The organism is Rhizobium sp. RU36D, assembly GCF_900176345.1.
GTDB lineage: Bacteria > Pseudomonadota > Alphaproteobacteria > Rhizobiales > Rhizobiaceae > Allorhizobium.
Genome location: NZ_FWXU01000004.1, coordinates 261,052 through 272,745 on the forward strand (window position 1 = coordinate 261,052; position 11,694 = coordinate 272,745).

Below are 11,694 nucleotides of genomic sequence, written 5' to 3' on the forward strand. Positions count from 1 at the left end.
CCGCGAGTGAGATCGAAGTCGCCTAGACCCCGAGCGACTTCAGTTTGCGATGCAGCGCCGAACGTTCCATGCCGACGAATTCCGCGGTACGCGAAATATTGCCGCCAAACCGATTGATCTGCGCAATCAGATAATCGCGCTCGAACATTTCGCGAGCCTCGCGTAGCGGCAGCGTCATGATATGGCTGTCATTGCGGGTAGAAACCTTTGGCAGCATGTCGCTCAGGTCAGTCGGCAGCATCTCGGCCGAGATCGGCGCTTCCGGACCATCCGCGCGGCTCAAGATCATCAGCCGCTCGATATTGTTGCGCAATTGCCTGATATTGCCAGGCCAATCATGTGCCTGAAGCACCGCCATGGCGTCATCGCCGATCTTGCGCTGGCGAATGCCAGCCTGCTCGGAAATCTGCCGCATGAACATATCGATCAGGAATGGAATATCCTCGCGCCGCTCGGCCAGGGCCGGGACGCGAACCGGCACGACCGCCAGGCGATGATACAGGTCCTCGCGGAATCGTCCCTCGGCGATCTGGCTCTCCAGGTTGTAGGCGCTCGATGAGATGATGCGCACATCCACCTTGACGCGCTTGCTGCCGCCAACCCGCTCGAACTGCTGGTCCACCAGAACCCGCAAGATCTTGTTCTGGGTTTCGCGCGGCATCTCGCCGATTTCGTCCAGGTAGAGAATACCGCGATGGGCTTCCTCCAGGGCTCCGATCTTGCGGGCCTGTCCGGGCGATCCTTCGGTGCCAAAAAGCGCGATTTCCATGCGCTCCGGCGTGATCGTCGCTGCATTCAATGTCACAAACGGACCGCCAGCCCGGCTCGACCGCTTGTGGATCATGCGGGCCACCAGTTCCTTGCCCGATCCCGAAGGACCGACGATCATCACGCGGCTATTGGTCGGAGCAACCTTTTCGATGGTTTGCCGCAACTGGGAGACGGCAACCGACGTCCCGATCAGTTCCACGGCGTCGCCGGTGCGCTTCTTGAGTTCGCTGACCTCGCGCCGCAGTTTGGAGTTTTCCAGGGCCCGTTCGGCAATCAGCAGCAACCGGTCGGACTTGAACGGCTTCTCGATGAAGTCGAAGGCGCCGCGCTTGATCGCCGAGACCGCTGTCTCGACATTGCCGTGACCTGAAATCATGACAACGGGCAGATCGGCATGCCGGCTCTTGATTTCATCAAGCAGGGCCAGCCCGTCCAACCGGCTTCCCTGCATCCAGATGTCCAGGAAGACCAGACGTGGCACGCGGTCGGAAATTGCCGCAAGCGCGCTGTCGGCATCATGGGCGGTCCGGGTCTCATGCCCCTCGTCGCTCAGGATGCCGGAGACGATCTCTCGAATATCCTGCTCGTCGTCCACCACCAGAATGTCAGAAGCCATAGGCCATTTCCTTGTCATTTTCAGTGGCGGCGCCAGAACCGATATCGGCGCGCGGTAGGGCAATTCTGATCATTGCCCCCTTGCCCCTGTCGAATTCAGCTGGCGCGTCATGCAGTTCCAACTGCCCGCCATGTTCTTCTATGATCTTCTTGACGATCGCCAGGCCGAGACCGGTGCCCTTCTCGCGCATCGTCATATAGGGTTCCAGAATGCGGTGCCGGTTTTCAACCGGTAGCCCCTTGCCGTTGTCGATCACGTCAACGACGTAGCGATCGCTTGCAGCATCGAAGCCGGCGCGCACCAGAACCTTGCCCTTGGGCGGACGTTCGTCGGCCGGCACAGCCTCGATGGCTTCCACGGCATTCTTGATCAGGTTGGCGAAGGCCTGTCCCAGCATGCGCGCATCGAACTGGCCAACCAGAGGCTCATTGCCAAATTCCCGCAGGAATTCGATCTCGGCGCCCGCCATCTCCCGCAGGAACACGGCGTCGCGCAGGATGTCGCGCAGATCGGACGATTGCTTCGATGGCTTTGGCATCCGCGCAAAGGCCGAGAACTCGTCGACCATCCGGCCGATATCGCCCACCTGACGCACGATCGTATCCGTGCACTGATCGAACACTGCCCGGTCACCCTCGTCGATCTGCTTGCCATAGCGGCGCTTGAGACGCTCTGCCGACAACTGGATCGGGGTCAGCGGGTTCTTGATTTCGTGCGCGATGCGCCGTGCAACGTCAGCCCAGGCGGTAGAGCGTTGGGCGATGACGAGGTCTGTGATGTCATCGAGCGTGATGACGTAGGAATCGCTGGAATTGGTGGTTTCCTCCCGCGTCACCTGGACATTGAGCGCCCGCTCCTTGCCGCCCCGCACGAGATTGATCTGCTTACGGTAATCGTTCCTGTGCCGCGACGATGCCTCCGTCAGGACCTGGTCGATCTCCGGCGCAATCTTGCTCAGCTTCTCGCCCATCAGCTTTTCCGCCGGGAGGTTCAGGAAAAGCTCGGCGGAGGGATTGACGATGGTGATGGCGCGATCTTCTTCCACACCTATGACGGCCGCGGTCACGCCCGACAGCACTGCCTCGATGAAGCGGCGCCGGTCGTCGACTTCGTCCTTGGCCTCCAGGATCTGGTCCCGCTGCGTTCGGATCTCGGAAATCATCTTGTTGAAGGTGCGTGACAGCGATGCCACGTCGCCATCTGCGGCGCGTACGGGAACGACCACGTCCATATTGCCCGAAGCGACGCTATCGGCCGCACTGATCAGCAGGCGGATCGGCCGTACCAGCCGGTCCGCAACCGCAATGGCCGTCCAGATCGCCGCCAGCAGGACGATCAGCGTGAAGCCGAGATAGAGCACGGCAAAGGCGAGTTGCAGCGGCCCTCGCCCGGCCTCCATGGCCTTATAGGCCGCGGTGTTTTCCTCCATCAGCCGCATGGCCGACATGACTTTCGGATCGACAGCGCGGATGGTGTAGAGAAACCCGCCGGATATTGAATCCAGCTTGATGATGGCGCCAACCAGATTCGTGACACCAGGCGGGATCAATGTTGGTGTGCCGGCGGCAGCGCTTTCCAGGGCATCGGTGGGGATGGCCGGAAGCGGCTTGTCCGTCGAGATATCGGCTTGCGTCATCACCGACCCGTCGTCACGGACGATGAAGGCGCCGAGCATGCCGCGCCCCTTGGCCTGGCGGGTCAGCAAATGCACGAAACCGGTGCGATCCAGGTAGTAGAGCGCCCGGTTGCGGTCGAGGTCGTTGGCCATGGAAATCGTCTGGCCCTGCAGATAGCTGGCATTTTCCAGCATATAGGCCTGCGCGACGTTCATGGACGAACTGACGATCGACTGCGTTCGTAGCGAGAACCATCGGTCCAGACCGACATTCAACGTGATCGACGCGAAGATGGCGACCAGGATCGCGGGCGAAATCGCCACAATGGAAAACAGCACGACGATCCGCACGTGAAGACGCGCGGCCGCTCTGCCTCGGGTACGGGCCTTGATCAGGCGCGACACCTCGCGGCCGATGAGAACTAGAAGCCCGACAACAAACAGCGAGTTGATAACGGCCGACGCAATGACGACGTTCGACGTCGGCTCGATCGATGTCAGGCCAAGCAGGATCGGCAATGTCAGGACGGCACTTGCAAGTGCGCCACCCGCCAAGACGAGGCCGGGCAAGGCAAAGGACGCCCGCCGGTCTTGCGCCGATGCGGACATGTCGTCCGCCACCTGCGCTACTCGTTGCCTCGCCATTCCGATGTCACTCCTTGACCGACCGCGTTGGGCCGTCGTCTCGTCCTAGTCGTTGCGCACCGGTTGCTACCGCCCGCAAGCGTTCGTCATGTCGCGTGAAAACCCGTCTGCTGCTGTGGCAAGCAGACAAGCAACGCGGCCCGAAAACGCCTCGTGGCTTTTGAGCAACGCATTGTGGCGAAATTGCAACGCGAAGCCCGGAGTGTCAAGCAGAACGGGAACTGCGATAAACCGAAACGCCCAGTTCACGGATTTTCTTGCGCAGCGTATTGCGGTTGAGGCCGAGAAGATCCGCTGCCTTGATCTGGTTTCCACGGGTTGCGGTGAGGGCGGCAAGAATCAGGGGATATTCCATTTCCGCCAAAACCCGCTCATACAGGCCTGATGGCGGCAGCCCGTCGCCGAAGCTCGCAAAATAGCTTCGCATGTTTTCCTCGACCGCCTGCGCGATCGTCATCGAGCCCGAGGCCACGCCGACCTTCGTGATCGGACTGTCACTGATGTCGGCCCGCAATTCCTGCTCGACAATCTCTCGCGAAATCACGTCCTGTGGATAGAGCGCCATCAGGCGGCGCACGACGTTTTCCAGTTCGCGGACATTGCCCGGCCAGGCATAGGCCTTCATTACCTCAAGCCCTTCATTGTCGAAGCGCTTCGGATCCAGTCCCTCCTTTTCGCCCTGCTGGATGAAGTGGCGCACCAGGTCGGGAATGTCTTCCGCACGGTCACGCAGAGGCGGAAGCCGCAGCGGAACGACGTTCAGGCGGTAATATAGATCCTCGCGGAACAGGCCCTGGTTGATGGATGTCTTGAGATCCTTATTGGTGGCAGCGACGATGCGCACATCGGTGCGGATCGGAGTGCGTCCGCCGACCGTGGTATACTCGCCCTGCTGCAGCACGCGCAAAAGGCGGGTCTGGGCATCCATCGGCATGTCGCCGATTTCGTCGAGAAACAGGGTTCCGCCTTCCGCCTGCTCGAAGCGTCCCGTCGAGCGGGTCTGGGCGCCGGTGAATGCGCCCTTCTCGTGACCGAACAGCTCTGATTCGATCAGATCCCTAGGGATGGCCGCCATATTGATGGCGACGAACGGGCCGTTACGGCGCTTGCCATAGTCGTGCAGCGCGCGGGCAACCAGCTCCTTGCCGGTGCCCGATTCGCCGGTGATCATCAGCGTCAGGTCGGTCTGCATCAGACGCGCCAGAACCCGGTAGATTTCTTGCATGGCGGCGGAGCGGCCGACCAGCGGCATGCCGTCTTGCATGTCGTCGTCAAGGCGCGCCGGGCGGCGTTTCGGCTCGGCAAGCGCCCGTCCGATGATCGCGATCAGCTCGGTCAGGTCGAAGGGCTTCGGCAGGTAGTCATAGGCTCCCTTTTCGGACGCCTTGATCGCCGTCATGAAGGTGTTCTGCGCGCTCATGACCAGCACCGGCAGATCCGGCCGCGCCTTCTTGATCCGAGGCAGCAGGTCAAATGCATTTTCGTCGGGCATGACGACATCGGTGACAACAAGGTCGCCCTCGCCGGCCGAGATCCAGCGCCAGAGGGTCGCGGCATTCGACGTGATGCGCACGTCGTAGCCGGCACGGCTGAGGGCCTGGTTCAAGACGGTACGAATGGCTGCATCGTCGTCTGCGACAAGGATCGTGGCAGTCATCAATTGCTTCCTGTGGATTGCGCCGGATATCGGTCGTCCTGTGCGATGTCCTTGGAGACGGGCATCAGCACGCGAAATGTGGTGCGGCTGGCCTGGCTGTCACATTCGACAATGCCGCCATGCCCGCCGATGATCTTGGCAACGAGGGCAAGGCCGAGGCCGGAACCGTTGGTCTTGGTGGTAATGAACGGATCGAAGAGATGCGGAAGAAGGTCCGAGGGCACCCCCGGTCCATTGTCGTGCACGCAGAATTCCAGGGGTAGTGAGATCTTTTCCCGCGACCCGGCCACCGACAACCGGATGCCCGGTCGATACGCCGTCGTCAGCTGGATTTCACCATCCACCTTGTCGCCGACCGCCTCTGCCGCATTCTTGATCAGGTTGAGAAACACCTGCACCAGCTGGTCACGGTTGGCATAGACAGGCGGCAGCGATGGGTCGTAGCTTTCGACAATCTTGATGTTGCGGGCAAAACCCGCCTTGGCGATCGCCTTGACGTGATCCAGCACCGAATGGATGTTCAGCGCCGCCCGGTCCACCGGCCGCTCATCCGAGAAGACTTCCATCCGATCGACAAGCGACACGATCCGGTCGGTCTCGTCGCAAATCAGCCGCGTCAGGGCCCTGTCTTCATCTTCCACCGAGGTTTCGAGCAGCTGGGCAGCGCCGCGAATACCGGAGAGCGGGTTCTTGATTTCGTGGGCCAGCATGGAAGCGAGACCCGTCACTGAACGGGCAGCAGCGCGATGCGTCAACTGACGATCGATCTTGTCGGCCATGGAGCGTTCCTGGAAAACGACCACGACCGAACCCGGTTCGCTCAACACGGGCGCGACATAGAGATCGACGAGCTTGTCCTGGCCGAGACGCGGAGAGCTCAGGTCCACCCGGTACTCATTGACCGGTGCCTTGCGCTCCCGAACCTGGTCGATCAATGCCAGCAGCGGACTGCCGAAGGGAATGAAAGTGGAGACGCGGTAGCGCGCCAGATGGCTGGCGCTGGCGCCAAAAAAGGCTTCCGCCTCCCAATTGGCGAAGGCGATGTGACCGGCGGCATCCACGAGGATAACCGGGTTCTGGATGGCGTTGAGAACGGCCATGGCAAGCGCATTGCCACTGCCGAGAGTTCCGGAGCTCATGCCGCCTCCTTGCTATTGGTCGTCCATGCGCCGTCCAGATGTCGCCGCAGCGCCTCGGCCACAAACCGAGAATCTCTGGAGGTCATGATGGCTGCTTTGTCTTCAACCGCCAGATTCGGCACAAACCGTTCCAGATACCAGCCGACATGTTTGCGGGCATGGCGCACGCCGACCTCTGGTCCATAATGCTCAAGCATCATTTCGTAGTGTTCGGCGGCGATAGAGCCAAAGCTTGCCGGTGGCGGCGCCTTGGCGCCGGCAAGCACGCCCGGATGCCATGGCCGGCCCTGGGCCGCACGTCCCAGCATTACCGCATCGGCACCGGAGCGCCGCAGGATCTCCTGCGCATCCTCTTTCGTCTCGACATCGCCATTGGCGATCAGCGGAATGCGGATCACGTCACGAACAGCAGCAATGGCATCCCAATCCGCCCGCCCCTCGTAAAACTGCATGCGGGTGCGGCCATGAACAGTGATCAGCTGCACCCCCGCCTGCTCGGCGCGTTTTGCGATATCAGGCGCGTTGATGGACTTCTCGTCCCAGCCAAGCCGCATCTTGACCGTGACCGGCACCGACACCGCCTTCACCACCGCCTCGATCAGCGACAGCGCATGATCAGGTTCCCGCATCAATGCGGAGCCGGCATAGCCGCCGATCACTTTCTTTGCCGGACAGCCCATATTGATGTCGATGATATCTGCGCCATTGTCAGCAGCAATCCGTGCGGCTTCCGCCAGCCAATGCGCTTCGCGGCCTGCCAACTGCACCATGTGCGGCTGGAAGCCGGCGGTCTTCAATCGGCTCCATGATTCGGCCGCATTGAGCACCAGTTCACGGCTGGCGACCATCTCCGTCACGACCAGCCCGGCGCCATAGCGCATCGCCAGTTTCCGGAACGGCAAATCGGTCACGCCGGACATGGGCGCAAGCACCACGCGGTTGGCGACAGCGATCGGCCCGATGGAAAAAGGCGTATGAAGTGCGGCGGACTGCAACTGATTATCTTTCGGGCACATGGGATTTCTGCACTATTTTTAGACAGTGTTTTACGCCTTGCCAAGTGGATTCCGTTGGCAAAGGCAAATTATCGCGCGACTGCTGGAAAATCTCTGGTTCTGCGGTTAGACCCTGCTCCCATGGCTCCACTGTCTGGGATTTTCTGTGCAGATGCAACATAGCAAGGCAACAACCACAGCCATTCTGATCGTTGCCGCCGGCCGCGGGGAACGGGCCGGTGTCTCGGTCGAAGGACCCAAGCAGTACCGCATGATTGGCGGCAAGCCTTTGATCGCCCACACACTTCAGGCCTTCGCGACGCATTCGAAGACATGGCCGATCGTCGTGGTGATTCACCGGGATGACGAACAACTCTTCGAAAAGGCATTGGCCTATCTGCCTGACAGGCACCGCGTCACCGTCACCCATGGAGGCGCCACGCGGCAGGAATCCGTTCTTGCCGGGCTGAAGGCGCTGCAGGCCTTCCATCCTGATTACGTATTGATCCAGGATGCCGTCCGACCGTTCTGCGACGCACCATTGATCGACCGCGTGCTGCAATGCCTTGATACCGGCCCCCAAGGCGTCCTGCCCGCCATGCCCGTGACTGATACGCTGAAGCGCGCGGAAACTAACGGCAAAGTGGCAGCGACTGTGTCGCGCCAAGGCTTGTTTGCGGCCCAGACCCCCCAGGGCTTTGCCTTCGCACCCATCCTAGCAGCGCATGAAGCAGCGGCGGCCAGCGGCAGGACCGATTTCACCGATGACGCCTCAATTGCGGAATGGGCTGGATTGACCGTTGAACTGGTCGAAGGCTCGCCCGATAATGTGAAACTCACCGTACAACGGGATATCGCCATGGCCGATGCCAAACTGTCCGCCGCCCTTCCCGATGTCCGCACAGGCAACGGTTATGACGTTCATCAGCTTGAACCGGGTGACGGCGTCACGCTCTGCGGCATCTTCATTGCCCATGACCAGGCGCTGAAGGGGCATTCCGATGCCGATGTCGCCTTGCATGCCCTGACGGACGCGCTGCTGGCCACCTGCGGCGCCGGCGATATCGGCGATCATTTCCCGCCTTCTGATCCGCAATGGCGGGGCGCTGCCTCCCGGATCTTCCTGGAGCACGCCGCCAAAATCGTTCGCGATGCCGGTGGCACGATCATGAATGCGGACATTTCCCTGATCGCCGAAGCACCGAAGATCGGCCCACACCGCCAGGCCATGCGGGAAAAACTGTCGGAAATCCTGGGGATCTCGCTTGACCGTTGCTCCGTGAAAGCCACAACCAACGAGAAGATCGGCTTCGTCGGCCGGCGCGAAGGAATTGCGGCAATCGCAACGGCAACCGTCGTCTTTGCGGGAGTTCGCCCATGAGCCTGTTTCCAGCCGAAATCGAAAAGCTGGCCGCACAGGTCATCCAGGCCTATTCCATCAGGAATTTCACCATATCGACCGCCGAATCCTGCACCGGCGGGCTCATTTCAGGTGCCTTGACGGAGATCGCCGGCTCCTCGCAGGTGGTGGATCGCGGCTTCGTGACCTATTCGAACCAGGCGAAGATGACCCTGCTCGACGTGAAGCTTGATACGCTCACGCGCCATGGTGCCGTTTCGCGCGAAACCGCAGTCGAAATGGTAAGTGGTGCCTTGCTGAAATCCGGCACGACGCACGCCGTCGCCGTCACGGGCATTGCTGGCCCCGGTGGTGGTTCAGCGGAAAAACCGGTGGGGTTGGTACACCTGGCGGCTCAGTCGCAGGATGGCAGATTTCTCCACCGGGAGATGCGCTACGGAGACCTTGGCCGCACGGACATCCGGCTGGCCACGGTGAAGACAGCGCTGGAAATGCTGCTTCAACTCACGGAATAGCCGCAAGCGGCTGCTCACCCATAAACCTTGTCGGCCCTAGCCTCGAAGGCTTCGGCAAACATGCGGAAGGCGCGGTCGAACATCGACCCCATGAGGGCGCCGAGGATGCGGCTCTTGAACTCATAGTCGATAAAGAAGTGAACCGAGCAGCCACCGTCGGCTGACGGTTCGAAACGCCAGCGATTGTCGAGATATTTGAACGGCCCTTCGATGTATTTAACATCGATCACCCGTTCGGCCTCGTTCAGCAGCACCTGGGTGGTGAATGTCTCGCGGATCGCCTTGTAGCCGACCGTCATGTCGGCCACCAGCAGCACCTTTCCATCGCGCTCCTTGCGCGAACGCACGTTGAGCGCCTCGCAGAGCGGCAGGAATTCAGGATAGCGCTCGACATCGGCAACGAGGTCGTACATCCGGTCTGGAGAGTGCTTGACGGGGCGGCGGGTTTCAAATTGCGGCATAGGCCGGACTTAAGCAGGCAGGCCGGCAAGATCAAGGAGTTTGCGGGCTTGCCTGCGTGATTTCATCACGAAAACCGGCACATCTGGCCCATGTTTGTCCAATCCGGCAATGATGCGCGGTGTCTGCACGGCTTCGAACGTCCATATATATCGGAGGAACTGCCATTCCAGCCGTTCCGGACAACCCGGCGCCATATCGGGTCGCGAGCGTCTGGCATATTTGAACCGACGACTGATCACGCCCCACAGACACAGCCAGCGCGGCATCCGCACCCAGATCACCAGATCAGCCCGTGGCAGTCTGAGGTCGAAGGACGAGGTGCTGGTGCCATCGGTAATCCACCGTTCTCCCTTCACCGCCTCGGCAATCAGTTCCCGCCGCTCGCTCGCCGGGCGTTCCTTCCAGCCTGGCAGCCAGATGACATCACGATCGAAGGACACGTATTTCAATTTGAAATGCGCGGCGATCTTCTGCGCCAGGGTACTTTTCCCGCCACCGGAACAACCGATCACAACGATTCGGCGCGCCTCGCGAAGCGTTTCCCCAGCGGTGGCGATATCAATATGGGAGGGCATGGCTGGCTCCATGAAAAAAGCCACCCATACCGCCGCGATGACGAAAACTCTATGACGCCGGAACGAAAAGCTTGCGCTCCCGCGCCGCCTTAAGCCGGGCAAAATCATCCCCGGCATGATGTGAGGAGCGTGTGAGCGGGCTGGACGACACCATCAGGAAGCCCTTGGCATAGGCGACCGTCTCGTAGGACTTGAACTCGTCAGGTGTGACGAAGCGGTCGACCTTATGGTGCTTGCGGGTCGGCTGCAGATATTGGCCAATAGTCAGAAAGTCGACATCCGCCGTGCGCAGGTCGTCCATCAGTTGCAGCACTTCGTTGCGCTCCTCGCCCAGGCCCACCATGATGCCGGACTTGGTGAACATGGTTGGGTCGAGTTCCTTGACCCGCTGCAGCAGCCGCAGCGAATGGAAGTAGCGCGCGCCGGGACGGACCGTCAGGTAATTGCCAGGTACCGTCTCCATATTGTGGTTGAAGACGTCGGGCTTGGCAGCAACGACCCGCTCCAGGGCGCCCGGCTTCTTCAGGAAGTCGGGCGTCAGGATCTCGATAGTGGTGGAAGGCGAAGCGGCACGGATCGCCCAGATCACCTTCTCGAAATGCTCCGCGCCACCATCGTCCAGATCGTCGCGGTCGACCGACGTGATGACTACGTGGCTGAGACCCATTTCCCGCACGGCCTTGGCCACGTTTTCGGGCTCTGCCATGTCGAGCGCATTCGGCTTGCCGGTCGCGACGTTGCAGAAGGCGCAGGCCCGGGTACAGATCTCGCCCATGATCATGAAGGTGGCGTGCTTCTTGTCCCAGCACTCGCCGATATTCGGGCAGCCGGCTTCCTCGCAGACGGTGACGAGCTTGTGCTCCTTCACGATCGAGCGTGTTTCGGCATAGCCTTTCGACGTCGGAGCCTTGACGCGAATCCACTCCGGCTTGCGCAACACCTCGGTGTCGGGCTTGTGCGCCTTTTCCGGGTGGCGGACACGCTTTTCGTCCAGATTGGTCCTGTCGAGGATCGTTACCATGATGCCTAATCCGATTGGGCCGCGTCTCGCGACCTGTTTATCGCCGTACGAGCTTCACGACGAAGAGAAGAATGGACGAGCCGATGAAACTGGTGATCAGATAGCCCAGCCAGTCGCCTTCAACGCCGATACCGAGCCTACGGAAGATCGCGGCCGCCATCACCGCGCCAACGATGCCGATGATGATGTTCATGACGATGCCGAACCGCATGTTCATGAACTTGCCGGCCAGCCAGCCGGCAAGGCCGCCCACCACGATCGTCACGAACCAGCCAATCTCAAATCCGCTCATCTTTATCTCCGCACGACACGTCCCGCACGCC

The 11,694-nt window shown here is 60.9% G+C and carries 11 protein-coding genes; 2 read left to right on the plus strand and 9 right to left on the minus strand.

The genetic code is table 11. The features are described from left to right. Positions 1-22: 22 nt before the first annotated feature. From B9A97_RS07460 to dusB, 5 genes are all read right to left on the minus strand, one after another. Positions 23-1,387, minus strand: a complete 1,365-nt coding sequence (locus B9A97_RS07460) for a nitrogen assimilation response regulator NtrX (RefSeq protein WP_084364396.1) — start codon at positions 1,385-1,387, stop codon at positions 23-25. Next, entirely contained in the window at positions 1,377-3,647 is a 2,271-nt protein-coding gene (locus tag B9A97_RS07465) for a sensor histidine kinase NtrY-like (protein WP_084364397.1), read from the minus strand. Before B9A97_RS07465 ends, B9A97_RS07460 begins: the two co-directional genes overlap by 11 nt. Positions 3,648-3,852: 205 nt before the next feature. After that, complete coding sequence (ntrC, locus tag B9A97_RS07470; protein WP_084364398.1) at positions 3,853-5,304, minus strand: nitrogen regulation protein NR(I); 1,452 nt, start codon at positions 5,302-5,304, stop codon at positions 3,853-3,855. Continuing rightward, positions 5,304-6,443 (minus strand): two-component system sensor histidine kinase NtrB, encoded by a 1,140-nt coding sequence (locus tag B9A97_RS07475; protein ID WP_084364399.1) that lies wholly within the window; start codon positions 6,441-6,443, stop codon positions 5,304-5,306. Before B9A97_RS07475 ends, ntrC begins: the two co-directional genes overlap by 1 nt. After that, positions 6,440-7,459 carry a tRNA dihydrouridine synthase DusB gene (dusB, locus tag B9A97_RS07480; RefSeq protein WP_084364400.1) on the minus strand — a complete coding sequence of 340 codons (1,020 nt, stop codon included), beginning with the start codon at positions 7,457-7,459 and terminating at the stop codon, positions 6,440-6,442. The genes B9A97_RS07475 and dusB overlap by 4 nt, the downstream gene beginning before the upstream one ends. A gap of 151 nt (positions 7,460-7,610) precedes the next feature. On the opposite strand from dusB, the gene B9A97_RS07485 reads away from it, so the two are divergent. Together B9A97_RS07485 and B9A97_RS07490 are read left to right on the plus strand one after the other, a co-directional pair. Beyond that, complete coding sequence (locus tag B9A97_RS07485) at positions 7,611-8,819, plus strand: bifunctional 2-C-methyl-D-erythritol 4-phosphate cytidylyltransferase/2-C-methyl-D-erythritol 2,4-cyclodiphosphate synthase (RefSeq protein WP_084364401.1); 1,209 nt, start codon at positions 7,611-7,613, stop codon at positions 8,817-8,819. Then, positions 8,816-9,313: a CinA family protein gene (locus tag B9A97_RS07490; protein ID WP_084364402.1), complete on the plus strand. Its 498-nt coding sequence runs from the start codon at positions 8,816-8,818 to the stop codon at positions 9,311-9,313. The genes B9A97_RS07485 and B9A97_RS07490 overlap by 4 nt, the downstream gene beginning before the upstream one ends. Positions 9,314-9,327: 14 nt before the next feature. Here the strand turns inward: B9A97_RS07490 and B9A97_RS07495 are convergent, their stop codons facing one another. From B9A97_RS07495 to B9A97_RS07510, 4 genes are read right to left on the minus strand one after another with little or no spacing between them, the layout of a single operon-like run. Next, positions 9,328-9,774, minus strand: a complete 447-nt coding sequence (locus B9A97_RS07495; protein WP_084364403.1) for a type II toxin-antitoxin system RatA family toxin — start codon at positions 9,772-9,774, stop codon at positions 9,328-9,330. A gap of 9 nt (positions 9,775-9,783) precedes the next feature. Further along, the gene (locus B9A97_RS07500; RefSeq protein WP_084364404.1) at positions 9,784-10,362 is read right to left on the minus strand and encodes a P-loop NTPase family protein; all 579 of its coding nucleotides are present in this window, start codon (positions 10,360-10,362) and stop codon (positions 9,784-9,786) included. Between the two features lie 37 nt (positions 10,363-10,399). Continuing rightward, positions 10,400-11,371: a lipoyl synthase gene (lipA, locus tag B9A97_RS07505; protein ID WP_084364405.1), complete on the minus strand. Its 972-nt coding sequence runs from the start codon at positions 11,369-11,371 to the stop codon at positions 10,400-10,402. Positions 11,372-11,408: 37 nt separating this feature from the next. Then, positions 11,409-11,663 carry a GlsB/YeaQ/YmgE family stress response membrane protein gene (locus tag B9A97_RS07510; RefSeq protein WP_084364406.1) on the minus strand — a complete coding sequence of 85 codons (255 nt, stop codon included), beginning with the start codon at positions 11,661-11,663 and terminating at the stop codon, positions 11,409-11,411. Between the last annotated feature and the right edge of the window lie 31 nt (positions 11,664-11,694).

Excerpts from the sequence above, each read along its gene's own strand:
- B9A97_RS07485 (WP_084364401.1), top strand. The coding sequence starts at position 7,611 with ATGCAACATAGCAAGGCAACAACCACAGCCATTCTGATCGTTGCCGCC.
- dusB (WP_084364400.1), bottom strand. The coding sequence starts at position 7,459 with ATGTGCCCGAAAGATAATCAGTTGCAGTCCGCCGCACTTCATACGCCT.
- lipA (WP_084364405.1), bottom strand. The coding sequence starts at position 11,371 with ATGGTAACGATCCTCGACAGGACCAATCTGGACGAAAAGCGTGTCCGC.
- B9A97_RS07490 (WP_084364402.1), top strand. The coding sequence starts at position 8,816 with ATGAGCCTGTTTCCAGCCGAAATCGAAAAGCTGGCCGCACAGGTCATC.
- B9A97_RS07510 (WP_084364406.1), bottom strand. The coding sequence starts at position 11,663 with ATGAGCGGATTTGAGATTGGCTGGTTCGTGACGATCGTGGTGGGCGGC.
- ntrC (WP_084364398.1), bottom strand. The coding sequence starts at position 5,304 with ATGACTGCCACGATCCTTGTCGCAGACGACGATGCAGCCATTCGTACC.
- B9A97_RS07465 (WP_084364397.1), bottom strand. The coding sequence starts at position 3,647 with ATGGCGAGGCAACGAGTAGCGCAGGTGGCGGACGACATGTCCGCATCG.
- B9A97_RS07460 (WP_084364396.1), bottom strand. The coding sequence starts at position 1,387 with ATGGCTTCTGACATTCTGGTGGTGGACGACGAGCAGGATATTCGAGAG.
- B9A97_RS07500 (WP_084364404.1), bottom strand. The coding sequence starts at position 10,362 with ATGGAGCCAGCCATGCCCTCCCATATTGATATCGCCACCGCTGGGGAA.
- B9A97_RS07475 (WP_084364399.1), bottom strand. The coding sequence starts at position 6,443 with ATGAGCTCCGGAACTCTCGGCAGTGGCAATGCGCTTGCCATGGCCGTT.
- B9A97_RS07495 (WP_084364403.1), bottom strand. The coding sequence starts at position 9,774 with ATGCCGCAATTTGAAACCCGCCGCCCCGTCAAGCACTCTCCAGACCGG.